This window comes from Rhizobium sp. BK112, from assembly GCF_014193215.1.
GTDB lineage: Bacteria > Pseudomonadota > Alphaproteobacteria > Rhizobiales > Rhizobiaceae > Rhizobium > Rhizobium anhuiense.
The window spans coordinates 168,321-192,119 of sequence record NZ_JACHYZ010000009.1; the positions used below are offsets into that span (position 1 = coordinate 168,321).

The window sequence follows — 23,799 nt, forward strand, 5'->3', positions numbered from 1 at the left end:
AACCCTCGGGTATGTCCTCCCCCTCGGGGTATTGATCCGCCCCAAACTCTTGGAACGGAATTCCGGGCCGCCGACGCGGCGGACCCCGTTCGTCAGGCGCGACGCCGACGAATGGTCTCCGCGCCGACCGCGAGCACGATGACGATGCCGATGATCACCTGCTGCAGGAACGGCGAAACGTTGAGAAGATTGAGCCCGTTGCGAAGGACGCCGATGATCAGAACACCGATAAGCGTTCCCCCGATACCGCCTGCGCCGCCCGAGAGCGAGGTCCCGCCGATGACGACCGCAGCGATGGTGTCCAACTCATAGCCCAGACCGCTGGACGGCTGGACGGAATCCAGCCTGGCCGCAAGTACGATGCCTGCGAGCCCCGCAAGGACTGAACTTACGACGTAGACGCCAATCGTCACGAGCGGGACGTTGATGCCCGCCAGCCGAGCGACTTCCGGATTTCCGCCCACCGCGTAGAGCATGCGGCCTTCGGACCGGAAGTGCAGGAAAAGCCAGGCCGCAAGAACAACCGCAAGCATGAGAAACACGGTGGCTGTCAACACGCCGAAATGGCGATCTATCGCCAGCATCATGAACCAGTCGGGGAAGCCTACGATCTGCTGGCCGTCCGTGATCATATTTGCGACGCCGCGAGCCGCCGACATCATCGCAAGAGTGGCAATAAACGCTGGAACCCTGAACTGCGTCACCAGAAGTCCGACGATCAGCCCCGAAATTCCCGAAGCGACCAGAGCAAAAACGATCCCGACCGGCAGCGGCAGGCCGGCGACATTCGCGGTCCAGCCCATGACCATCATCGCCAGAGCGAGTGCCGAGCCGACGGAGAGGTCTATGCCGCCGATCAGAATGACGAATGTCATTCCGACGGCCATGATGCCGAGAACAGTGATCTGATCGAGGATGTTGAGGCCATTCCGAACCGAAAGAAACGTGTCGGTGCTGAAGCTCAGAAAGATGCAAAGCGCCAGCAGCCCCACGAGCGGCCCGGTGGCTCCCTTGAGCTTGCTCAACCAGGCGCCGGACGAAAGCCCGTTTTCATTGATATCGAGCGCCACCATTGTTCCTCCCTATGCCTAGGCTACCAGCTAGTTCATTCCAAGAATAAATATTCACTCATGCTGGAAAATTCATTAACAAGTTGCTTTCCTGCTGTCAACAGGGTTTATGGACTTCGGGCGGCCGGTGTGCCGCTTAAAGGGCTTGACTAATCGGCTTCTTGTGCAAGAATATTGATAAATGAATATTTATGCACATGAGGAATCCATGAATACGATAGAACTCGAGCGGGTCGCTCGCGAGATTCGATTGCGCGATCTCCAGGCGGTCTTTGAAGCGGGCGCCGGCCATATTGGCGGGGAAATGTCGGTCATCGACATTTTGACAGCCCTCTATTTTCGTGTGCTGAATGTTTGGCCCGATCAGCCGAAGCACCCCGACCGCGACAGGTTCGTTCTTTCGAAGGGGCATACTGCATGCGCTCTGTATGTGACGCTCGCAAAACGCGGCTTCATTCCGGAGGACGAGATATCCACCTTTCTGCAGCCGCATTCGAGGCTGAACGGACATCCAAATTGCAACAAGGTTCCTGGCGTCGAAACGAATACCGGGCCGCTCGGCCACGGTCTTCCTGTCGCAATAGGAATGGCGAAAGCTGCCAAGCTCTCGGGCGCGAAATATCACACCTACGTCGTCACCGGCGACGGTGAGATGCAGGAGGGCTCCAACTGGGAAGCGATCATGGCGGCCGCGCAGTTCAAGCTCGATAACTTGACGCTGGTCATCGACCACAACAGGTTCCAGCAGGGCGCAGCCCTAGCTGAAACCAACGATCTCGCGCCGCTTCGTCCGAAGCTTGAAGCTTTCGATTGGGAGGTCACCGAGATCGACGGCAACAATATGAGCGAAGTCGTTTCGGCCCTCGAACACCGGGGATCGAGACCGCATTGCATCGTGGCCCATACCAACAAGGGGCATGGAATCTCGTTCATGCAGGACCGGGTCGACTGGCACCACAAGGTGCCGAACAAGGAACAATACGAAATCGCATTGGCAGAATTGTCGGAGGCATTGTAATGAACGCGCCAATACACGCACCCAAGCTCTACGATTGCCGCGACGCATTCGCCTCTACGCTTGAGCGGCTGGCAGCCGAAAACGAAACGATCGTCGCCGTCTGCAACGACTCCGTCGGTTCCTCCAAGCTCGGCGGCTTCAAGGCGAAGTTTGGGGAGCGCCTCGTCAATGTCGGTATCGCCGAGCAGAACATGGTCGGAGTTGGAGCAGGCCTCGCCAACGGCGGACGCCTTCCGTTCGTCTGCGCCGCCGCTCCATTTCTAACGGGACGGTCGCTGGAGCAAATCAAGGCCGATATTTCGTATTCGAACGCCAACGTCAAACTGGTCGGCATTTCTTCCGGGATGGCTTATGGCGAACTCGGCCCGACCCATCACTCGATCGAAGACTTCGCCTGGACGCGGGTTCTGCCTAATCTTCCGGTCATTGCGCCTTGTGACCGCATCGAAACAGCTGCTGCGGTGGAGTGGGCCGCGGCCTACAACGGCCCCTGTTTCCTGCGCCTGTCTCGCGTGGGTGTGCCGGATCTGCTCCCGGAGGGTCACAAGTTCGAACTTGGCAAGGCAAACCTCCTTCGCCAGGGTTCTGACGTCACCCTTATCGCAAACGGTACTTTGACTCATCGAATTCTGAAGGCTGCCGAGATCCTCGCAGAACGCGGCATCAACGCCAGGGTGCTCAACCTTGCAACGGTTCGTCCGATCGACGAGGACGCCATCATCGCTGCGGCGAAGGAAACCGGAGCGATCGTCACAGCCGAAGAGCATTCGATTTTTGGCGGTCTCGGGTCCGCGGTAGCAGAAGTGGTGGTCGACAATGCTCCGGTTCCGATGAAACGTCTCGGCGTTCCCGGCGTCTACGCTCCAACCGGTTCGGCGGAGTTTCTGCTCGACGAATTCGGGATGGCGCCGTCCGCGATCGCCGACGCCGCGCAGTCGCTGATCAGGCGCAAGTAACTGGGATCACGTGATCGGCCGGGACGCTTATTTGTCGTCCCGGCTGCCGTCTGATCCGAGGAGGATAGAATGCGGGCAATTCTGGCAATCGACCAGGGCACCACCAATTCGAAGGCAGTTGTCGTTTCCGAAAAGGGAGAAATTGTCGGCAGAGGTTCGGCTCCAGTCGGCATCGCCTATCCGAAGCCGGGCTGGGTCGAACAAGACCCACGCCGGCTCTACGCATCCGTCTGCGAGGCGATCGACGCCTGCCTGAAGGCCGCTCCCGACGTGGTTATCGAGGCCGTGGCGATTTCCAATCAGCGCGAGTCGGTCACGGCCTGGGACGCCGAAACGGGCGAACCACTTGGACCGGTGGTGAGCTGGCAGTGCCGTCGAACGGCACAGGATTGCGAACGTCTCATTGCCGAAGGCCACCTTGATCGCGTGCAGGCGCTCACAGGCCTGCCACTGGATCCGATGTTCCCGGGTTCGAAATTCCGATGGCTGCTCGACCGTATGCCGGCCGGGCGATCGGTGCGGCTGGGAACGATCGACAGTTGGCTCGTCCACTGCCTGACGGGTGGTCGCCGGCATGTCGGCGATGCTTCCAATGCCGCCAGGAGTCAGTTGTTCGATCTCCAGGAGCAGAGATGGAGCGAGGAACTGGGCGAGATTTTCGGCGTCGATATCGCACTCCTGCCCGAGGTGCTCGACAGTTCCGCCGAATTCGGCAGGACGCAAGGATTGCCAGGCGTGCCGGATGGAACGCCCATAATGGCCGCGATCGGAGACAGCCATGCTGCGCTGTTCGGTCATGGCGCATTCAAGCCGGGTGATGGCAAGGTAACCTTTGGAACCGGCTCTTCGGTGATGACGACGCTTGCGCGATTTATTCCCCCACGCAACGGCGTCACAACGACCGTGGCATGGCGTATCAAGGGAAAGCCGACGTTCGCTTTCGAAGGCAATATTCTCGTTTGCGCTGCCAGTCTCCCCTGGATGGCAGGCATTCTCGGCCTTTCGGACGTGGCGGCCCTTGTCGAACTTGCGGCAAGCGCCGAACCGGGCGGACCGGGCTTCGTGCCAGCATTCGTGGGATTGGGCGCGCCCTATTGGAACTCCGACGCCCGTGCCCTGTTCTCCCAGATCAATTTCAATACGACACGTGCGCAAATGGCGCGGTCGGTAACCGATTCGATCGCCTTCCAGGTGCACGACGTGATCGCAGCCATGCGAGCGCAAAGCGGCGGCGAGCTCGGGGCCCTCTATGTCGATGGCGGACCGAGCCAGAACCGATTCCTAATGCAGTGTGTCTCGAACCTCATCGAACATCCCGTGATCCAATGCGAAGCACCCGAGGCGTCGGCTTTGGGAGCTGCATATCTTGCGGGTCTCTCACTTGGCTTGTGGAGAGATCTCCCTGTTATCGCAGAGCTGCCCCGCAGCTCACAGATCATTGACCCGGAACCCGTGGATCGAGCGGTGCTTCTGGATAGCTGGAATGATGCACTTGCCCGCTCGACGTCACGCATTACAACGGCTAATGATGAATAAAAATTCACTCCAGGATTAGCGATGACTCGCCTCAACGAACTCCGCCTCATCTCAAGGGTCGCCCAGATGTACCACTTGGAGGGACGGCGACAGGCGGAGATCGCACAGCACCTTCGCCTGTCGCAGGCGACGGTGTCGCGCATGCTCAAGCGCGCCGAGGCTGAAGATATTGTGCGAACCAGCGTGACACCCCCCGCTGGCACCTACAGTGAGCTCGAGGGCGCTCTTCGCGAGAAATATGATTTGCCGGAGGCGATCGTCGTCGAGTGCACGGAAGATCGGGACGGAGCCATCATGGCCCGTATCGGAGAGGCAGCGGCTCATCTCCTGGAGGTGACGCTTGCGCCAGGGGAGATCATCGGCGTTTCGAGTTGGAGCCAGACCATCTCCAAGATGGTCGAGAACATTCATCCCCTGAAGAGCGCTCAGGCGAAGTACGTCGTCCAGACCCTTGGAGGCATGGGCGATCCTTCAGTGCAGACGCATGCGACGCAGCTTACCACGCGGCTTGCGCGGCTGACTGGCGCCGAACCGAAACTGCTCCCTGTGCAGGGCGTTACGACGTCCAGAGAGGCAAAGCTTCTTATGCAGGCCGACCCGTTCGTCCGCGAGACGATGGATCTGTTCGGCAGCATAACGCTTGCGATCGTCGGAATCGGGGCAGTCGAACCTTCCGAACTTCTCGCACGGTCCGGCAACATCTTTTCGTCTCGCGAACTGTCCGATCTCGCGGAAGCGGGAGCCGTCGGCGACATCTCGCTTCGCTTCTTCGATAGAAACGGCAAGCCGGTCAAGACACCCCTTGATGATCGGGTCATAGGGCTTCCACTTGAGGATCTCGAACGGGTGGACCGGGTCATTGCACTTGCCGGCGGGACCAAAAAGACGGACGCTATCGCCGGTGCGCTCCGCGTAGGCGTCATCGACATGCTTGTTACGGACAAGTTTACCGCGCAGCGATTGATCGACTGACAGGGCGGAGAGAAGCGCAGCGCCTGGTCGAGGTCGTGGATGGCGACCAGCATGATCATACCTTTGGTGCGGGCCAGACGGTGCCCGGATATCAACCCTTCCTCCCTCATTCCTGTGCTCGTCACAGGAATCCAGCCACAGCGCGTCGGCGCCGTGAATGACTCCCTACAGCAAGTGCGTTTTCCGCGCCCAGGGACTTGGGCGTACTGGATTCCTGTGACGAGCACAGGAATGCGGGCGGGTGGGGTGCGTACTACCCCTATTTTTCACCCACCGGTGACACTCATATGCCGGGCCACGGCCGGGCGGTTATGCGTGCGGTCGATGATGAAGTCGTGGCCTTTGGGTTTGCGGGTGATGGCCTCGTCGATGGCGGCGTGGAGGAGGGCGTCGTCTTCGGTGGCGCGCAGGGCTGCGCGCAGATCGGCGGCGTCGTTCTGGCCGAGGCACATATAGAGCGTACCGGTGCAGGTGAGGCGCACACGGTTGCAGCTCTCGCAGAAATTATGGGTCATCGGCGTGATGAAGCCGAGGCGGCCGCCGGTTTCTTCGACCCGGACATAACGCGCCGGGCCGCCGGTCTGGTAGTCGATGTCGGCAAGGGTGAACTGCTCCTCGAGATCGGCGCGCAGTTTCGAGAGCGGCAGGTACTGGTCGGTGCGGTCTTCTTCGATCTCGCCCATCGGCATGGTTTCGATGACGGTCAAATCCATGCCGCGGCCGTGGGCGAAGCGCAGAAGCTCCGGCATCTCGGCATCGTTGAAATCCTTCAGCGCCACGGCGTTGAGTTTGATCTTCAGCCCTGCCTTTTGAGCTGCGTCGATGCCTTCCATGACTTTGGCGAAATCGCCCCAGCGGGTGATCTTGCGGAACTTGTCGGGATCGAGCGTATCGAGCGAGACGTTGATGCGGCGCACGCCGCAATCATAAAGCTCCTCGGCGTGGCGGGAAAGCTGCGAGCCGTTGGTCGTCAGCGTCAACTCGTCGAGGCCGGAGCCGATCTTCTGGCCGAGCTGGCGCACCAGATACATGATGTTCTTGCGCACCAGGGGCTCGCCGCCGGTCAGCCTGATCTTGCTGACACCCTTGGCGATGAAGGCGGAACAGAGCCGGTCGAGCTCTTCCAGCGTCAGGAGATCCTTCTTCGGCAGGAAGGTCATATTCTCAGCCATGCAATAGGTGCAGCGGAAATCGCAGCGGTCGGTGACGGAGACGCGGAGATAGGTGACCGCCCGCCCGAAGGGGTCGATCATAGGGTGCGCACCTGCCACCAGCGGCGATGCATTGCCTATCGTTCCAACTCTAGTGTTCACCTGTATCTCCGTACTCCAGTCAATGTGGGCATATGCTATTGTCACGTCAAGGGAAACAGGTCGCGTGCGCATGCCAATTTCAGCTTGCGCTGAAAAAGATCAGCGCCTACTCCTCGCATGAGAAGAGGACAAAATGATGAGCGATATCTGGCCAACGGAACTCCGCGTCTCGAAAGACCGGCAGCGGCTGGTGGTGACCTTCAACGACGGTCAGAGTTTCGACCTGTCGGCCGAGCTCCTGCGCGTGCTGTCGCCCTCGGCCGAGGTTCAGGGCCACGGGCCGGGGCAGAAGGTGACGGTATCAGGCAAACGCAATGTCGCGATCATCTCGATGATGCCGACCGGCAATTACGCAGTCCGCATCGGCTTCGACGACATGCACGATACCGGCATCTACACCTGGACCTATCTGCGCGAACTCGGCGAACGGGGCGCTGAGCTGTTTTCGGCCTACGAGGACGAGCTGAAGGAAAAGGGCATGAACCGCGACACGGCCGAAAAGCCGCGCTGACCGGCGCCGTTATCACTCTCAATCCACGCATAATTCCAGCCATCGGGGGGCCATATGGCGAAGACGAACGGAAAGAACTGGCTGCGCGCCAAAGGGAGTGCTGCCGGCAGCAAGGTGACCTTCCTCGAACTGTTCTTCGACCTGGTCTTCGTCTTTTCGATCTCGCAGCTTTCGCATGCGCTCGCCGCCCACTACACGCCGCTCGGCGCCGCCGAGGCAGCGCTGATGACCTTCGCCGTCTGGTGGGTGTGGATCTTCACCGCCTGGGTGACGAACTGGCTCGATCCGGACAAGATGCCGGTGCGCGGCATGCTGGTGGCGCTGATGATGCTCGGTCTGCTGCTGTCTGCCTCGATTCCCGAGGCCTTCGGCGACAAGGGGCTGTTGTTTGCCGGCGCCTATGTGGCCATGCAGGTCGGGCGCTCGCTGTTTACGACCTATGCGATGACGCGCGTCGATCGCGCCAACACATTGAATTTCGTCCGCATCACCACCTGGCTGGTGGTTGCCGGGGTCTTCTGGATCGCCGGCGGGCTGCTCGAGCACGAGGCCCGGCTGATCGCCTGGGTGATCGCGCTTACGATCGAATATATCGGGCCGGCCGCGGGCTTTGCCGTGCCGGGGCTCGGCCGCTCGACGGCGCGGGATTGGGACGTTTCGGGTGCGCATATGGCCGAGCGCTGCGCGCTCTTCGTCATCATCTGCCTCGGCGAAGCGATTCTCGTTTCCGGACGCACCTTTTCGGAGCTGCCGTTTTCGGGGCTGACCAGCATTGTCTTCGTCATCGCCTTCATCGGCACGGTCGCCATGTGGTGGCTGTATTTCCGCTTCGGCCACGGCCGTGCTGCCCACCGCATCGAACATGAAGAGACGCCGGGCAGCTTGGCGCGGCAGGCCTTCACCTATGGGCATATTCCGATCCTTGCCGGCATCATCGTCCATGCGGTGGCCGTCGAGTTCATGTTCTCGCATCCGCATGAGACCGGCGATCTCGGCATCGCCGCGGCGGTGCTTGGCGGCTCCGGCCTGTTCCTGATCGGCAATCTCTGGTTCAAGGGCGCGACCAGCGGGCAGTTGCCGTTGTCGCATCTGGCCGGGCTGGTGCTTGTGATCCTGCTTGCCTTCGCAGCCCCCTTCATCGAGGTCTATTTGCTGGGCATTCTGGCGACGCTGGTGCTGATCATCGTTGCTGCCTGGGAGTACCGCTCGCTGGCCGGCACGACGGCAGCACCGACGCTGCATTGATCATCAAGCGCTCGCATCGAACTTGGTTCATGCGAGGCGCTTTAGGTCTTGGTTTTATGCATGTCGTCTTCCCAAAACCGCTGCACACTTTTGGGCGACATGCATTCGTCTAATCGTCGTCGCGCAACTCCTTGAGCAGCATGGCGATGATACGCTCCATCGAGGTGGCGGTCGCCATGCATTGCTCGATCGGCTCTTCCGAGAGCGTGCGCTCGATGAGATCGGTCTGGATCGCCATCGCTGCCTCAGTCAGCTTCCGGCCCTCCGGCGTCAAATGAAGGCGCAGCACGCGCTTGTCGCGCTCGTCGCCGCGTCGTTCGATCAGCCGGCGGTGTTCCATCTGCGGCAGCAGCATGCTCATGTTCGAGCGGCCGACCAGCAGCTTGCGCGCCAGCTCCTGCTGCGAGATTCCTTCGAAACGATAGATGTTGACCAGGATATCGAGGTGCGGCGGCTTGATGTCGAGATCGGCAAGCGAGCGGGACAGCGTTTGCTGCATCAGCTGACAGGCACGCGCCACCGCGATCCAGCTGCGAAAACGCGGATGATCCCAGGGAAGGGATTGATTTTTGTTCATCGTTGTACTTTATTGTTCAGTGTTGAACAGTCTTTTGGAATCTCACTATGGCAAACTTTGCGCTTGACGTCACCCGCCTCGCGTTTTCGGCCCTTCAGGCAGTTTCGGCTGACCTGGCAGGCAGAGCGGCATTCCAGCTGTTCTGCCGGACGCCATCGCCAATCCCGAAGGGAGCCAAGGCGAAGATGGCGCATGCAGCGGGAGCGGCTAGGCTTGCCGGCGCCGAACACTTCACCCTCAAGCTTGCAGGCGGGCGAGGGGCGCATGCCTATCGGCTGAACGGCGGGGCGAGGGGCAAGCGCAAACGCTATCTGGTGACGCATGGCTGGGGATCGAGCGCCGCCTATATGGCAGAGCTCGTCTCGATGCTTGCGGCATCAGGCGCCGAGGTCGTGGCGCTCGATTTTCCCGGCCACGGCCGTTCGGGCGGACGGTTCCTGCATATGGGGCTGGCGGTCGAGACGATCGCGGCGGCGGAGGCGCGTTTCGGCGCCTTCGATGCGGCAATCGGTCATTCCTTCGGCGGTGCGGCGCTGATGGTGTCGGCGGCAGGCTTGCTGCCTGGCGTGGCGCCTCTAACCGGCGAGCGCCTGGCGCTGATCGGCGCGCCCAGCGAAATGGGCTGGTTGTTTACCGATTTCGGCGGGATGATCGACCTTCGCCCGGCGGCGCAGGCGGCGCTGGGGAATGAGGTTTACCGTGTCACCGGACGGAGACTGGAGGATTTCGACGCCGGGGAGGCGGCCGGCGCGATCGGCCGGCCGGTGCTCGTCATCCATGCCGAGGATGACAAGGAGGTGTCGTCGCTCCATGCCAGGCGCTATGGCGCGGCCGGAAAGAGCGTCCGGCTTTACTGGGCGAACGGCTTCGGTCACCGGCGCATCATCGGCGCCGCGCCGGTTCTTGCGGCGATCGCGGCGTTTCTCGATGGCGATCGGGACGTGGGTGATGCGGCGGACGAAAGCATCAAAAAAGATGCAGAGATCATTCCGTTTTTTGAGCTTCCGGCAAGGCGCGCGGCATTGTAGCGTCCGTCCTGATATCAAGCCGCGGCGGGACGCCTCATGAAAATCATCAGCAGCATCGAAGAGCTCAACACGATCTATGGCGCCGGGCTTTCGCCGGCCTCGGTCAGCAAGGTGACGAAGCAATTGACCCCGCTTTATCGGGAGATGATCGAGATCTCACCTTTCGCGGCGCTTGCGACAGTCGGCCCCGAGGGTCTCGACTGTTCGCCGCGCGGCGATCTCGGTGGCGTCGTGCGCGTCGTCGACGACGAGACGCTGCATTTGCCGGACTGGCGCGGCAACAACCGCGTCGATTCACTTTCCAACATCGTGCGCGATCCACGTCTGGCGTTGATGTTCCTGATTCCCGGCTCCAATACGACGATGCGCATCAACGGCCGCGGTGTCGTCTCCGACGATGGGACGCTGCTTTCGAGCTTCGAAATGGACGGCAAACACCCGCGCACCGTCGTGGTGATTTCGATTGATGAGGTCTATTTCCAATGCGCGCGCGCCGTGATGCGGGCCGAGCTCTGGAATGGAGAGCACTTCGCCGATCCGGCGAAGCTGCCGACGCCCGGGCAGATGCTGAAGGCGGCGGTCGGCGATTTCGATCAGGAAACCTACGACCGGGAATGGCCGGGGCGGGCGGCGAAGACGATGTGGTAAAGCCGCCGTCACCTTATGGTGACAGCGTGCACACGGTGCGGAATTCCCGTCAGGTCTTGTAGATCAGCCAGCTCTTGGTGAAATCCTTCTGCATGCCGTCCTGATAGAGGATGGTGCAGTTGCGGCCGGCATTCTTGGCGCCGTAAAGCGCGATGTCGGTCTTGCTGTAGAGTTCGCCGGCATCGTCGGCGCTTGAGGCCATGCAGATGCCGATCGAGACGGTGACCGGACCGTAATTCACCCGCGTGCGGGAATTCTTGAAGGGCGTCGTCTCCAGGGTGCGGCGAATGCGCTCGGCGATTGCGATGACTTCCTCGGGCGTGTTGCCGTCGATGATGAGGGCGAATTCCTCGCCGCCGGTGCGGGCGACGAAGATGTCGCGGCGGACATTACTGCGGATGACGGAGGCGACGGTGGCGAGCACCTTGTCACCGACCGGATGGCCGTAGGTGTCATTGATCTTCTTGAAATTGTCGATGTCGCAAAGCAACAGCGCCGTCACCGGCCGCATGCCCGGATTGTCGAAGACGGCGGCGAGGCGGTCGTCGAAGGCGCGGCGGTTGGAAAGGCGCGTCAGCGAGTCGGTGTTGGCGATGCGCTTGTATTCGTCGAGTTCCTTGCGGACCTGGTCCATTTCCTGCGAGCGCTGGACGACATCCTCAACGGTGCGTTCGCCATGCGCCATGGTGTCGCCGGTCGCCTGGCTGAGGAGATCGATGGCGTTTTCGATCAGTTCGACGCTGGCATTGCTCTTGGACGTGATGCGCTTGTGGGTCTCGCCGAGCAGCCTGGTATAGCTTTCGAGCGAGTTCTGCTCCTGCCTGAGGATGCGCAACAGGCCGTCGAGTTCGCCAGCAAGACGCGTATGAGCGTCGTCGAAGATGCGGGCGGGACTGTGGGTGAAATGCTGCGCACCGAGCGCATCGAGCTCGGCCTGGGTCACCTGGCTGCCGAGCGCAGCAAGTTCGCGGGTGAGCGCCGGGTTGGACCCGATATAGGCCTCATAGAAGAGTTCGTAATTGCGCGGTATCGGCGCAACGCCCATGGAGCGCATGGCATAGGTGATCTGACCCGCAACATCGGGAACCGGCACCTTGGGCGCGACAGCCGTATTCATCCGGCGAACTCCTCATATATTCAAAGGCAATATTCTGTTTGTTAGCTTAAATTTCTTGGGAAAAGATTAAAGCGATATATACCAAAGATTACATACGACAAATGCCCGATGGGTCAATACTTCGATCAGGCCTATGATTCTCCACGGAAAAACGTATCTTCGGCGGGACAATGCATACCCGCTTTGCGGGAGCGGTGTCTAAAAAACTTACAGTTCTTCTTTGCGTGGAATCGTATTCATCTTGTCGACAGTTGGTTTTGGCCGTTTCGTATTTTGGTCCCGGCATTTCGGGGCGACATTTTCTGGCAGTGGACGCGATCGCAACGCGCAGACCGGGACGTGAGATCATGGAAACGCGCCCTCATGTTTCTTTCGCAATTCTGACCTTCACCGCCGTCGCGGCTGGCGCCCTGCTGCTGGAGCACACCGGCTTCTTCGCCGGTGCTTTCCGCAGGGAGATTTGGCAAGGGTCGATGCCGGGATGTGGTCAGTATCAGCGAGGCGGTGACGGCGCCGAACATCAGGGCATCGAATAAGGCGTCGGCACGATAAAGCAGGCTGCAACGCAGCCCGCCCGGTCAGCCCAAATTCAGTTCCTGGAAAAAGTCATTGCCCTTGTCGTCGATGACGATGAAGGCGGGGAAGTCTTCGACTTCGATCTTCCAGACCGCTTCCATGCCGAGTTCGGGATATTCGAAGACTTCGACCTTGCGGATACAGTCCTGGGCAAGACGGGCGGCGGGGCCGCCGATCGAACCCAGGTAGAATCCGCCGTGTTTCTTGCAGGCCTCGCGCACGGCGCGCGACCGGTTGCCCTTGGCGAGCATCACCATCGAGCCGCCGAAGGACTGGAACTGGTCGACGTAACTGTCCATCCGGCCGGCCGTCGTCGGGCCGAAGGAGCCGGAGGCGTAGCCGGCAGGCGTCTTGGCCGGGCCGGCATAATAGACGGGGTGGTTCTTCAGGTAATCGGGCATGCCTTCGCCCTTTTCCAGCCGTTCGCGGATCTTGGCATGGGCAAGATCGCGGGCAACGATGATGGTGCCGGTCAAGGACAGGCGCGTCTTGACGGGATGCCGGGAGAGTTCGGCAAGCACCTCGGCCATCGGCCGGTTGAGATCGATGCGCACCGTCGATTCCGACAGTTTCGCCTCGTCGATCTCGGGCATGTATTTCGACGGATCGCTTTCCAGCTGCTCGATGAAGATGCCGTCGCGGGTGATGCGACCCTTGGCCTGGCGGTCGGCGGAACAGGAGACACCGAGCCCGATCGGCAGCGACGCGCCGTGGCGGGGCAGGCGGATGACACGCACGTCGTGACAGAAATACTTGCCGCCGAACTGGGCGCCGACGCCCATCTGCTGCGTCAGCTTATGGATTTCCTTCTCCATCTCGATGTCGCGGAAGGCATGGCCGCTCTCGGAACCTTCGGTTGGCAGCGCGTCGAGATAGCGTGTAGAGGCGAGCTTGACGGTTTTCAGGTTCATCTCGGCCGACGTGCCGCCGATGACGATCGCCAGATGGTAGGGGGGACAGGCTGCCGTCCCTAACGTCAGGATCTTCTCCTTAAGGAAGTCGATCATCCGGTCATGCGTCAGCAGCGAGGGCGTGCCTTGGTAGAGAAAGGTCTTGTTGGCCGAGCCGCCGCCCTTGGCGACAAAGAGGAATTCATAGGCGTCGGTGCCTTCCTCATAAATGTCGATCTGGGCCGGGAGGTTATTCCTGGTATTCTTCTCCTCGAACATCTTGATGGGCGCGAGCTGCGAATATCGCAGGTTCTTCTTCTCGTAGGCATCCATGACACCGCGGGCCAACGCTGCACTATCCTCGCCCTCGGTCCAGACCCTGCGGCCCTTCTTGCCCATAATGATCGCCGTGCCGGTATCCTGGCACATAGGCAGCACGCCGCCGGCGGCGATATTGGCGTTCTTCAGCAGATCGTAGGCGACGAAACGATCATTGTCCGTCGCTTCCGGGTCATCGAGAATCGCGGCGAGCTGCTTCAGGTGGCCGGGGCGCAGCAGGTGGTTGATATCTGCAAAGGCGGTTTCGGCCAGCAGGCGGATGCCTTCCGGCTCGACGGTCAGAATCTCCTGGCCCTTGAACGTATCGACCGAGACATGGTCGCCGCTGATCTTGCGGTAGGGGGTGGCATCCTTGCCGAGCGGGAAGAGATCGTCAGCCATCGAAGTGACCTTTCTGGTAGGGCGTCGCTAAATTGGAACCGGTCTAAATCCGCTGCAGCGCAAATGCAATCGGGATACGGTCGCAGTCCCGCCGGTCGAGGCCATGGTCGCATATGTTTTCGCTGCCGGCGCGTAACGAGGTGAAATAGCGAAAAAGGCACGAGCTTCCGTTAAAGACGACTCAAAGTTGCCTTCGGTTCGCAGCCAGTCCATATTCCCGGCCGCGTTAACTTGCTGGAGCTTCCGATGACGAATGCAAAGCCAACTGCTAACGACGACCTCCGCATTTTCTTCGAGCACGACTGGATCCGAGGTGACTTGCTCCCCAATGACAGCGATCCCGAGGGATCGACGCTTTATCTTCGCTTTTTCGACGGTGTGCGCGTCGACGCGAAACATGGGCTCGCCCAGGAAACCATCATAAGAGGGGACTATGGAACCTTCACCGTGCGGCCGGACGGCCATTTCGAGTACGAGCTGGATTTTACGCTCGACGTGGTGAAGAACCTGCGGGCGCACGAACAACTGATCGAAGAAATCCGCTACAAGATCTCCGATGGCGCAGGCGGCACGGATGTCGGGGTTCTGACGCTCGCGATCGACGGCGTCAATGAAGAGGACAAATATCACGAAGTCCTCGATTTCGACGATATGGGCGTCACATCAAGGGCAGATAATTTCTTCCTCCCTGACTATCGGGGCTTTGCGCTCTCTGTGAACGGCAGTCATGAACTGACGCTTCTGAACGGTTATGTCTATGATACCATCCCGGGCGTCGACGCCATCACCGAGGATGGTTTCAGCGACACCGTTCTAGCCCCGGGTTCGGCGCCCGTCGTCTTGAAAATGCTCGATGGCGGTGAGTTCACCTTTCAGAGCGTTTCCATCGCCGAATTGTCGGCATCGCCCTTTCACCTGACGCTCACCGCGCTGAACGACGGCTTGATCGTCTATCAGCAGGAACTTGAGGTCACCGGCCCCAATCTCGAGGTCAATCTCGAAGACATCGAAGAAATCCGGTTCGACTTCATGGGCAATTCTGTCGTGATGGACAATTTTTCGCTGTTGGTTTGACGTTTCCCAGGTTTGCCGTGAGTTGCTCCCCCGGCAGGGCAGGCATGCGAAAGTGGGGTTTTCATCCGCTTTGGCAGGAGATTTCGGAGGGCGCTCCACTCATCCTCACTCAATTCTTGTGACATCGCTCGGGCAAAGCCCGAGGAAGGGAATGAGTGAGGGGAGCGGACAGGCCTTCTCAACCGTCCTACTTCGGCCCAATCATCGTTTCCGGCCGCACGATCGCGTCATACTCCTCCGATGTCACCAAGCCGCTCGCAAGTGCCTCTTCCTTCAGCGTCGTGCCGTTCTTGTGCGCCGTCTTGGCGATCTTGGCCGCCGCGTCGTAGCCGATCTTCGGGGCGAGTGCGGTCACCAGCATCAGCGAGCGTTCGAGGCCGGCCTTGATATTGTCCTCGCGCGCCTCGATGCCGACGACACAATTGTCGGTGAAGGAGACGGCGGCGTCGGCGAGCAATTGCACCGACTGCAGGAAATTATAGGCCATCATCGGATTGTAGACGTTGAGCTCGAAATGGCCCTGGCTGTCGGCGAAGGTCAGCGCCGCGTTGTTGCCGAAGATATGAATGCAGACCTGGGTCAGCGCCTCGCACTGGGTCGGATTGACCTTGCCGGGCATGATCGAGGAACCGGGCTCGTTTTCCGGCAGTGCCAGCTCGCCAAGGCCGGCGCGCGGGCCGGAACCGAGCAGGCGGATGTCGTTGGCGATCTTGAAGAGAGCGGCAGCCGCCGCATTGATGGCGCCATGGGAAAAGACCATGCTGTCATGCGAGGCGAGCGCCTCGAATTTGTTCGGCGCGGTGACGAAGGGCATGCCTGTGATGGCGGCGATCTCTTCGGCGACCTTTTCGGCAAAACCCACCGGCGCGTTGAGGCCGGTACCAACGGCAGTACCGCCCTGGGCCAGTTCGCAGAGGCCGGGCAGGGTCATTTCGATGCGCTTGATGGCGGAGCCGACCTGGGCGGCGTAACCCGAAAACTCCTGGCCGAGCGTCAGCGGCGTCGCGTCCTGGGTGTGGGTGCGTCCGATCTTGATGATGTGGCTGAATTCGGTGACCTTCATGTCGAGGGCGGCATGAAGGTGCTTGAGGGAGGGTAGCAGCTGGTGCGCAATCCGTTCGGCGCAGGCAATGTGCATCGCCGTCGGATAGGTGTCGTTCGACGACTGGCTCATATTGACGTGATCGTTCGGATGCACCGGCTTCTTGGAACCCATGACGCCGCCAAGCATTTCTATTGCGCGATTGGAGATCACTTCATTGGCATTCATATTGGACTGCGTGCCCGAACCGGTCTGCCAGACCACCAGCGGAAAATGCTCGTCGAGCTTGCCGTCGATCACTTCCTGGGCGGCATCGACAATGGCTTGGCCGAGGGCAGGATCGAGCTGGCCGAGCGACATGTTGGCGCGGGCGGCCGCCTGCTTGACGATGCCGAGTGCCCGCACGATCGACAGCGGCTGCTTTTCCCAGCCGATCTTGAAATTGCCGAGCGAACGCTCGGCCTGGGCGCCCCAATATCGGTCGGCGGCGACCTCGATCGGGCCAAAAGTATCGGTTTCGGTGCGGGTTGCGGTCATCGGCCTTGCCTTCCCTTTACATGCTGTTTTCGGGCATCTTCGAAAGATGAGGTCTTATAGGTTGGAAAGTCCGACAAGAAAACCGGATGCCGTGCGAAATATTGAAGATGACAGTCATGTTTGCGCGGGCTTTTCGGCGTGCCTTTTAGGCCACTTCGGAAATTTTATGCGTCCGGGCGTTTTTGCCCCACTGGTCTGTGGCCGAAAATTCGGTAAAAAATTAACTAATAATTTCATAATTTTGTGTGAACTGCTGCACGGCGCCGTGCAGGACCTCCGTCACACAAAATTGAGTCCGCCGGCGCTGGCGGCGCAGGCCGGTTTCTGATCAATGAGGCCCTACGCTGCTTGAGTTTCGCGGGATTTGATCTGAGAACAGCATGACCGGGACTGGAAGATATATGACGTTCGTTTTGAAAAGCGCGGCATCCGCATTGGCAATTTCCTGCGGCATAGCAGTGATGAGTGCCGCACCCGCGCATGCTTACACACTGATGGACATGCTGCGCGGCGACAGGCAGCGGAGCCAGAGCACCATCTTCATGGATCAGGCGCCCGGCCGACCGGTGCCGCGCGGCGCCGTCGGGGGCTCGCTCGGCGGGCTCGACCCGGAAGCGCCGCTGCCGAAGGTGAGCGGTCCGCGTTATTATACTTATAAAACCGAGACGCTGCAGCTCGTCGATACCGGCAAGTTCGCCGATCCCGTCGTCACCGGCGCGGTCGCCGATGTTTCGGCAAGCGGCGATGCCGGCGCCGAACCTGCGGTGCAGCGGCGTTTCCTGGCGCAGGCCAAGGTGCGCGCCAATGCCGACGTCGCAAAAGCGCTCGAAGCCTATTATGGCGACAGCCGCAATCCGCTCGTCTGGGTCGAAGGCAACCAGATCAACGACCGCGCGAAGGCGGCGATGACGGCACTTGCCGATGCGGCCTCCGTCGGTCTCGACCCTGCCGACTACGCCGTCCAGACGCCGGCGATCGACCCGGCCAATCCCGATCCCGCCTTCCGCGACCGGGCGCTGACGCAGTTCGAGCTAGAACTCTCCGCCAAGGTCCTTGCCTTCGTGCAGGACACGGAGCGCGGCCGCATCGATCCGAACAAGATCTCCGGCTATCACGACTTCCAGCGCAAGGTCGTTAACCTGACGCCGGTGCTGAAGCTTGCCCGCATGAGCCCCGATGTCGGTGCCTATATCGGCAACCGCTCTCCCGACAGTCCGCAGTTCCAGGCGTTGAAGACGGAGCTTGCAAAGCTTCGCGCCGCTGACGGCGGCAACGAGGAACAGATCGTCGTTTCGCTCGACAAGCTGCTGAGACCCGGCGACAGCTCGCCCGAGATCGCCAATATCGTCAAGGCGATCGGCAAGCACGGTTCCGAGACGCTCAGGACGGATCACGCGGCAACGCTTGCTGCTTACGCAGGCGGCATCGACTATTCGCCTGACATCGTTGCGCTGGTCGAGGATTTCCAGAAGGAGCGCGGCTTGAAGGCCGATGGCGTCATCGGCCAGGCGACGGTGCGCGCCATGACCGGCGGCGACACCAATGCCTCGAAGATCGACAAGCTGGTCGTCGCCATGGAGCAGGCGCGCTGGCTGCCGGAGGATCTCGGTTCCCGCTACGTCATGATCAACCAGCCGGCCTACATGGCCTACTACCACAATGACGGCAAGGAACAGCTGTCGATGCGCGTGGTGGTCGGCGGCAAGAACAACCAGACCTATTTCTTCGATGACGAGATCGAGACGGTGGAGTTCAACCCGTTCTGGGGCGTGCCGCAATCGATCATCATCAATGAGATGCTGCCGAAGCTGCGCTCGGACCCGAACTATCTCGACCAGCTCGGCTACGAGGTCGAGGTGAACGGCCATGCCGTCGCCTCATCCAGCGTCGACTGGTACGGCTCGACCGACAACGTCTCGGTGCGCCAGCCGCCGAGCAGCGACAATGCGCTCGGCGAACTGAAGATCCTGTTCCCGAACAGCCACGCGATCTACATGCACGACACGCCGTCGAAGAGCTTCTTCAAGCGCGATATGCGGGCTCTCAGCCACGGTTGCGTGCGCCTTGCCAATCCGCGTGCGATGGCGGCCGCCGTGCTCGGCACGACGGTTGACGACGTCGCCAAGCAGATCGCCAGTGGGCAGAACCATGCTGTGCGCGTGCCGCAGAGGATCCCGGTCTACGTCTCCTACTTCACCGCCTGGCCGAACAAGGACGGTGTGGTGGAATATTTTGACGACGTCTACGGCCGCGACGCCTATGTCGACAAGGCCTTCGACGCGACGACCAAGGCGCGTGGGGCGCAGATTTGACCTAGGTTTCTATAGGTATTTTGGCGGGCGGTCTTCGGGCCGCCCGTTTTGTTTTGGCGGTGAGCACGGAAACAAAGTCAAAGTAGAGAGGGCGTGCCGTGTTGCACTCCCCTCTGGAGGAATGGCGGAGGCGAGCGATCGCCTCAGACCGCAACCTTCGCCGCGAAATCGCGGATCAGCATCTCGACCAGTTCCGTCGTCAGCTCATCGAAATGGGTGATGATGTGGTCCGGTCCCAGCGTGTTCACCGGCACGTCGGAATAACCGAACGGCACGGCAATCGACGGAACGCCAGCGTTTCCGGCGACGGCGATGTCGTTGACGCTATCGCCGATCATCACGGCGCGGGCGATGTCGCCGCCGGCGCGGTCGATGGTGCCGGTGAGGTGGCGGGCGTCGGGTTTACGGTATTCGAAGGTGTCGCCGCCGGTGATGGCGTCGAAATATCGGGTGAGCTCAAGCTTGTCGAGCAGACCGAGCGCCAGGCTTTCCATCTTGTTGGTGCAGACGGCGAGTCGGTAACCCTGTGATTTGAGCCGGTCCATGGCGGCGACCAGGCCGGGATAGGGCTGGGTACGGCCGGGCATGTTGCCGGCATAATGGGCGACGAAGCGCTCGACCAGCGGCGGCAGAACATCGCTTTCAAGCGGATGGCCGCGCAGCCGGCAGGCGCGCTCGATCATCACGCGCGCGCCCTGACCGACGAGGTGGGTGAGATCGTCATAGCTGACGGGTTCGAGGTCGAGGGCTGCGATCGTATGGTTCAGACTCTCGACCAGATCCACATGGGTGTCGAGAAGTGTGCCGTCGAGATCGAAGACGACAAGCGCCGGGCGAGTGGGGGCAGGGGTCAAGGGCATGTCTCTTTGAGGGATGGATCGTCCTGAGATACAAAGGATCGTCCCGGGGAGCGACGGGGTCGCCCCGGGAACGACAGCTCGTTCCTGGGGTAGGCGATCGCGCGGCGGAAAGCAACGTCCAGCAATGGTCGGGAGGGCCGCAGGCATCTGTTTCGGCTTTTCATTTTCCGTGATGATTTTGACTTTCGTTTGCCAGGCGAGCCGTGTAAACAGCACATCCAACGCAATAATCGGAGCTGGCGGCGCATGGATGCCCGCGAAATGAAGATCAAGGCCGCCGAGGCCGCACTCGCTCATGTCGAAAGCGGGATGCGTCTCGGGATCGGCACCGGCAGCACGGCGGAGGAATTCGTTCGGCTGCTGGCAGAGAAGGTCGCTGGCGGCTTCAAAGTCGAAGGCGTTCCGACGTCGGAAAGGACCGCGCGGCTTTGCGTCGAACTCGGCGTACCGCTGAAGTCGCTTGACGAACTGCCGGCACTCGACCTGACGATCGATGGCGCCGACGAGGTCGATGCGGGGCTGAGACTGATCAAGGGCGGCGGCGGCGCGCTGCTGCGTGAAAAGATCGTCGCGGCCGCCTCCGAGCGAATGATCGTCATTGCCGACGAGAGCAAGCTGGTCGAGACGCTCGGCGCCTTCGCGCTGCCGATCGAGGTCAATCCGTTTGGGCTCGTCTCGACGCGGATCGCAATTGAGAAGGTCGCGGCCCGGCTTGGTCTTTCTGGTGAACTTAATCTGCGCCAGTCCGGTGACGGAGAGTTTACCACCGATGGCGGCCATCACATCATCGATGCATCTTTTGGCCGCATTCCTGATGCAGAGGCGCTTTCGAGCGAGCTGAATTCCATACCCGGCGTCGTTGAACACGGGCTCTTTATCAATATGGCGGCACTTGCGATCATTGCCGGTCCTGCGGGTGTGCGCACACTGCAGGCAAACAGATAACAGGAGCATATACTCATGATGAACATTGCAGGTCTTGGCCGTTTCGCCGCTGCGACCGTCGTTCTTTCCGGGCTTGCCTTCGGCTCTGCCGTCAAGGCGCAGGAGGTCTCCGAGGAGCAGCTGAAGGCGTCTCGCGCCGCGATCGACGCCATCGGCGCCACTGCCCAGTTCGACAACATCCTGCCTGGTCTCGCCGAGCGCCTGAAGGCCGGGCTGATCCAGGATTCGCCGAACTACCAGGACGTTATTTCCTCGACGGTCGACGCGCAGGCGCTAAAGCTGGCGCCGCGCCGTGGCGATCTGGAGAAGGAAGCAGCACTCACCTATGCCAAGACCTTTACCGTCGACGAGCTGAAGGCGATCGCCGATTTCTATAATTCCGACGTCGGCAAGAAGCTGCTGCGCGACGGCCCTGTCGCCTCGCGCGAGACGGCGAAGGCTGCCGACATCTGGGCGCAGGGCATTTCCCGCGATCTGGAAAAGCAGAGCAACGCCGAGCTTTCCAAGGTCATCAAGGCGCCGCCGCCGGCAACCGACAGCCCGGCCGCTCCGGCTCCCGCACCGGCAGCCCAGCAGTAAAGCCTGTCCCACCAAACTTGCGAAAGCCCGGCATCGTCCGGGCTTTTTTGCTATGATGCGGCAAATGCCGCCGGCGAGGTTTCAGGTGACTGCAGATGTCCGATCATGACAAGGCTGTCCGAGTGCGGATATCCGGCAAGGTCCAGGGTGTCGGTTTTCGCATGTGGACGCGCGATGAGGCGGTGCTCCTCGGTCTGACCGGCTGGGTACGCAATGAACAGGACGGGACCGTCGTCGCGTTGATCGCGGGACCGGATATCGCCATCGCGACAATGATCGAACGTCTCAGGCGGGGACCCGCGGGAGCGTCGGTTTCAGGCGTCGAAACGGAAGCAGCTAAACTCGAGACGACGCTGGCGGATTTCCGGATCACCCGCTGACAACGGCGATATCTGAAGAATACTCCCTGGCCGCTCAGCCCCAAGCATCCGAGTTCTTTGCCAGTTGCCACACACCCGTTTCATCCGGTTCCACGCGCTTGTTGCCGCGATAGAAGATCGGCAGCCCTGTTTTCTTGTCCATCGCGAACCGGCTTGGCGTAAATTTCTCATTCTCGTGGCCCTGGGTGGCGAGCCCGAGCGCTTCCTTGAATTTGCCGGCCTTGCACAGGTTGGCGAAGAGAGTCTGATCCATCTTTTGCTCCGGCATGCTTTCTATATCCCGTGGATTGCCTGCCAGCCCGAGGCGGCCGGGTCAACCGTAAACCGTGGCCGGGTCAACCGCAAACGGTGACGGGATCAACCGTAACGGTGACCGGATTGACCATTTGCCGCGAAGATTCGGCGATGGGAACGGGATGACGCAGGAGCGGGCTTTTGTTTTCGTGACGATCGCCCCTATATCAGGAACATCCTTCCTGCGATTCCCTCCCGGAGCTCCTCATGTCTTCCTACGACTACGACCTTTTCGTCATCGGCGGCGGTTCCGGAGGCGTGCGCGGCGCGCGTGTCGCTGCCTCGCTCGGCAAGAAAGTGGCGATCGCCGAGGAATACCGCTATGGCGGCACCTGCGTCATCCGCGGCTGCGTGCCGAAGAAGCTTTTCGTCTATGCCTCGCAGTTCCACGAGCATTTCGAGGATGCGGCGGGCTTCGGCTGGACGGTCGGCGAGAGCAGCTTCGACTGGAAGAAGCTGGTGGCGGCCAAGGATGTCGAAATCGCCCGGTTGGAAGGTCTCTACAAGAAGGGGCTCGCCGGCGCCAATGCCGAGATCCTGGAAACGCGCGCCGAACTCGTCGATGCCCATACGGTGCGGCTGCTGAAGACTGGACAGACGGTGACCGCAAAGACGATTGTGGTTGCCACCGGCGGACGGCCGAACCCGCATGCGGCCCTTCCCGGTCACGAGCTCTGCATCTCCTCCAACGAGGCCTTTCATCTCGAAGAACTGCCGAAATCGATCGTGATCGCTGGCGGCGGCTATATCGCCGTCGAATTCGCCAATATCTTCCATGGGCTTGGCGTCGAGACGACGCTGATCTATCGCGGTGCCGAGATCCTGTCACGCTTCGACGAGGATCTGAGACGCGGGCTGCACGAGGCAATGGTCGCCAAGGGCATCCGTATCCTCTGCCACGACATGCTGCAGAAGGTTTCGAAGGGTGAGGACGGCGGCCTCATTCTGGAGACACTGAACAGTGGCACGCTGCAGGCCGGCGTCGTCATGTTGGCGCTCGGGCGCGATCCGAATACGGAAGGCCTCGGTCTGGAGGCGGCCGGTGTCGCCGTCGACGAACGCGGCGCCGTTATCGTCGATGAATATTCCCGCACCAATGTCGAAAACATCTATGCGCTCGGTGATGTCACCAATCGGGTACAGCTGACGCCGGTGGCGATCCACGAGGCGATGTGCTTCATCGAAACCGAATACAAGAACAATCCGACCCGGCCGGACTACGAGCTGATCCCGACCGCCGTCTTCTCACAGCCGGAGATCGGTACCGTCGGTCTTTCGGAAGAGGAGGCGGGCAAACGTTATGGCGAACTCGAAGTCTATCGCGCGCAGTTCCGGCCGCTGAAGGCCACACTGTCCGGCCGGGCCGAGCGGATGATCATGAAGCTGATCGTCGATGCGGCGAGCCGCAAGGTCGTCGGCGCCCATATCCTCGGCCACGATGCCGGCGAAATGGCGCAGTTGCTCGGCATCACGCTGAAGGCTGGCTGCACCAAGGACGATTTCGACCGGACGATGGCTCTGCATCCGACGGCCGCCGAAGAGCTCGTCACCATGTATGCGCCGAGCTATCGGATCCACGACGGCAAGCGGCTTTAGGCC

General features: G+C 60.9%; 23 protein-coding genes and 1 pseudogene. 16 read left to right on the plus strand and 8 right to left on the minus strand.

The genetic code is table 11. The features are described 5' to 3' along the window. Nucleotides 1-92: 92 nt before the first annotated feature. Nucleotides 93-1,073 carry an ABC transporter permease gene (locus tag FHT75_RS23755; RefSeq protein ID WP_097630987.1) on the minus strand — a complete coding sequence of 327 codons (981 nt, stop codon included), beginning with the start codon at nucleotides 1,071-1,073 and terminating at the stop codon, nucleotides 93-95. Between the two features lie 205 nt (nucleotides 1,074-1,278). On the opposite strand from FHT75_RS23755, the gene FHT75_RS23760 reads away from it, so the two are divergent. From FHT75_RS23760 to FHT75_RS23775, 4 genes are all read left to right on the plus strand, one after another. Then, on the plus strand, nucleotides 1,279-2,088 hold the full coding sequence (locus tag FHT75_RS23760; protein WP_047611614.1) for a transketolase: 810 nt from the start codon (nucleotides 1,279-1,281) through the stop codon (nucleotides 2,086-2,088). Further along, nucleotides 2,088-3,044 (plus strand): transketolase family protein, encoded by a 957-nt coding sequence (locus tag FHT75_RS23765; protein ID WP_047610117.1) that lies wholly within the window; start codon nucleotides 2,088-2,090, stop codon nucleotides 3,042-3,044. Before FHT75_RS23760 ends, FHT75_RS23765 begins: the two co-directional genes overlap by 1 nt. A gap of 69 nt (nucleotides 3,045-3,113) precedes the next feature. Then, nucleotides 3,114-4,580 (plus strand): FGGY family carbohydrate kinase, encoded by a 1,467-nt coding sequence (locus tag FHT75_RS23770; RefSeq protein ID WP_183845005.1) that lies wholly within the window; start codon nucleotides 3,114-3,116, stop codon nucleotides 4,578-4,580. A gap of 21 nt (nucleotides 4,581-4,601) precedes the next feature. Further along, nucleotides 4,602-5,552 (plus strand): sugar-binding transcriptional regulator, encoded by a 951-nt coding sequence (locus tag FHT75_RS23775; protein WP_047610113.1) that lies wholly within the window; start codon nucleotides 4,602-4,604, stop codon nucleotides 5,550-5,552. Nucleotides 5,553-5,818: 266 nt separating this feature from the next. On the opposite strand, the gene moaA is transcribed toward FHT75_RS23775, so the two are convergent. Continuing rightward, entirely contained in the window at nucleotides 5,819-6,865 is a 1,047-nt protein-coding gene (moaA, locus tag FHT75_RS23780) for a GTP 3',8-cyclase MoaA (protein WP_183845006.1), read from the minus strand. A 136-nt stretch (nucleotides 6,866-7,001) separates the two neighbouring features. Between moaA and FHT75_RS23785 the strand changes: the two genes are divergently transcribed. Together FHT75_RS23785 and FHT75_RS23790 are read left to right on the plus strand one after the other, a co-directional pair. Further along, complete coding sequence (locus FHT75_RS23785) at nucleotides 7,002-7,376, plus strand: gamma-butyrobetaine hydroxylase-like domain-containing protein (RefSeq protein WP_047611612.1); 375 nt, start codon at nucleotides 7,002-7,004, stop codon at nucleotides 7,374-7,376. A gap of 54 nt (nucleotides 7,377-7,430) precedes the next feature. After that, nucleotides 7,431-8,621, plus strand: coding sequence for a low temperature requirement protein A (locus tag FHT75_RS23790; RefSeq protein WP_097630984.1), 1,191 nt, complete (start codon nucleotides 7,431-7,433; stop codon nucleotides 8,619-8,621). Nucleotides 8,622-8,730: 109 nt separating this feature from the next. Here FHT75_RS23790 and FHT75_RS23795 read toward each other — a convergent pair whose 3' ends face one another. Continuing rightward, nucleotides 8,731-9,198: a MarR family winged helix-turn-helix transcriptional regulator gene (locus FHT75_RS23795; RefSeq protein WP_028759204.1), complete on the minus strand. Its 468-nt coding sequence runs from the start codon at nucleotides 9,196-9,198 to the stop codon at nucleotides 8,731-8,733. A 47-nt stretch (nucleotides 9,199-9,245) separates the two neighbouring features. Here FHT75_RS23795 and FHT75_RS23800 point away from each other — a divergent pair, with 47 nt between their 5' ends. Both FHT75_RS23800 and FHT75_RS23805 read left to right on the plus strand, forming a co-directional pair. Further along, the gene (locus tag FHT75_RS23800; RefSeq protein WP_097630983.1) at nucleotides 9,246-10,226 is read left to right on the plus strand and encodes an alpha/beta hydrolase; all 981 of its coding nucleotides are present in this window, start codon (nucleotides 9,246-9,248) and stop codon (nucleotides 10,224-10,226) included. A gap of 36 nt (nucleotides 10,227-10,262) precedes the next feature. After that, on the plus strand, nucleotides 10,263-10,874 hold the full coding sequence (locus FHT75_RS23805) for a pyridoxamine 5'-phosphate oxidase family protein (RefSeq protein WP_097594337.1): 612 nt from the start codon (nucleotides 10,263-10,265) through the stop codon (nucleotides 10,872-10,874). A gap of 49 nt (nucleotides 10,875-10,923) precedes the next feature. Here FHT75_RS23805 and FHT75_RS23810 read toward each other — a convergent pair whose 3' ends face one another. Beyond that, nucleotides 10,924-11,991, minus strand: a complete 1,068-nt coding sequence (locus FHT75_RS23810) for a GGDEF domain-containing protein (protein ID WP_063475007.1) — start codon at nucleotides 11,989-11,991, stop codon at nucleotides 10,924-10,926. Nucleotides 11,992-12,338: 347 nt separating this feature from the next. On the opposite strand from FHT75_RS23810, the pseudogene FHT75_RS36415 reads away from it, so the two are divergent. Further along, a pseudogene (locus FHT75_RS36415) lies at nucleotides 12,339-12,543 on the plus strand (hypothetical protein). Between the two features lie 26 nt (nucleotides 12,544-12,569). Here the strand turns inward: FHT75_RS36415 and FHT75_RS23820 are convergent. Beyond that, a complete protein-coding gene (locus FHT75_RS23820; RefSeq protein WP_097622377.1) occupies nucleotides 12,570-14,177 on the minus strand; it encodes a fumarate hydratase in 1,608 nt (535 codons plus the stop codon). Nucleotides 14,178-14,423: 246 nt separating this feature from the next. Here FHT75_RS23820 and FHT75_RS23825 point away from each other — a divergent pair, with 246 nt between their 5' ends. Continuing rightward, nucleotides 14,424-15,251, plus strand: a complete 828-nt coding sequence (locus FHT75_RS23825) for an Ig-like domain-containing protein (protein ID WP_028758852.1) — start codon at nucleotides 14,424-14,426, stop codon at nucleotides 15,249-15,251. A 187-nt stretch (nucleotides 15,252-15,438) separates the two neighbouring features. On the opposite strand, the gene fumC is transcribed toward FHT75_RS23825, so the two are convergent. Further along, complete coding sequence (gene fumC, locus FHT75_RS23830; protein WP_097594339.1) at nucleotides 15,439-16,830, minus strand: class II fumarate hydratase; 1,392 nt, start codon at nucleotides 16,828-16,830, stop codon at nucleotides 15,439-15,441. Nucleotides 16,831-16,891: 61 nt separating this feature from the next. Between fumC and FHT75_RS23835 the strand changes: the two genes are divergently transcribed. Both FHT75_RS23835 and FHT75_RS23840 read left to right on the plus strand, forming a co-directional pair. After that, entirely contained in the window at nucleotides 16,892-17,158 is a 267-nt protein-coding gene (locus FHT75_RS23835) for a hypothetical protein (RefSeq protein WP_141677033.1), read from the plus strand. A 73-nt stretch (nucleotides 17,159-17,231) separates the two neighbouring features. After that, on the plus strand, nucleotides 17,232-19,142 hold the full coding sequence (locus FHT75_RS23840) for a murein L,D-transpeptidase (RefSeq protein ID WP_097622378.1): 1,911 nt from the start codon (nucleotides 17,232-17,234) through the stop codon (nucleotides 19,140-19,142). A gap of 143 nt (nucleotides 19,143-19,285) precedes the next feature. On the opposite strand, the gene FHT75_RS23845 is transcribed toward FHT75_RS23840, so the two are convergent. Next, on the minus strand, nucleotides 19,286-20,002 hold the full coding sequence (locus FHT75_RS23845) for an HAD family hydrolase (protein WP_176707370.1): 717 nt from the start codon (nucleotides 20,000-20,002) through the stop codon (nucleotides 19,286-19,288). Nucleotides 20,003-20,248: 246 nt separating this feature from the next. Between FHT75_RS23845 and rpiA the strand changes: the two genes are divergently transcribed. The 3 genes from rpiA (at nucleotide 20,249) to FHT75_RS23860 (ending at nucleotide 21,906) form a co-directional block, all read left to right on the plus strand. Next, nucleotides 20,249-20,947: a ribose-5-phosphate isomerase RpiA gene (gene rpiA / locus FHT75_RS23850; protein WP_028758547.1), complete on the plus strand. Its 699-nt coding sequence runs from the start codon at nucleotides 20,249-20,251 to the stop codon at nucleotides 20,945-20,947. 15 nt (nucleotides 20,948-20,962) lie between these two features. After that, complete coding sequence (locus FHT75_RS23855; RefSeq protein WP_028758548.1) at nucleotides 20,963-21,526, plus strand: DUF2059 domain-containing protein; 564 nt, start codon at nucleotides 20,963-20,965, stop codon at nucleotides 21,524-21,526. A 95-nt stretch (nucleotides 21,527-21,621) separates the two neighbouring features. After that, nucleotides 21,622-21,906 carry an acylphosphatase gene (locus tag FHT75_RS23860; RefSeq protein WP_028758549.1) on the plus strand — a complete coding sequence of 95 codons (285 nt, stop codon included), beginning with the start codon at nucleotides 21,622-21,624 and terminating at the stop codon, nucleotides 21,904-21,906. Nucleotides 21,907-21,940: 34 nt separating this feature from the next. Here the strand turns inward: FHT75_RS23860 and FHT75_RS23865 are convergent, their stop codons facing one another. Further along, nucleotides 21,941-22,159 (minus strand): hypothetical protein, encoded by a 219-nt coding sequence (locus FHT75_RS23865; RefSeq protein WP_047611608.1) that lies wholly within the window; start codon nucleotides 22,157-22,159, stop codon nucleotides 21,941-21,943. A 248-nt stretch (nucleotides 22,160-22,407) separates the two neighbouring features. Between FHT75_RS23865 and gor the strand changes: the two genes are divergently transcribed. Beyond that, nucleotides 22,408-23,796 carry a glutathione-disulfide reductase gene (gene gor, locus FHT75_RS23870; RefSeq protein ID WP_063475002.1) on the plus strand — a complete coding sequence of 463 codons (1,389 nt, stop codon included), beginning with the start codon at nucleotides 22,408-22,410 and terminating at the stop codon, nucleotides 23,794-23,796. Nucleotides 23,797-23,799: the final 3 nt, after the last annotated feature.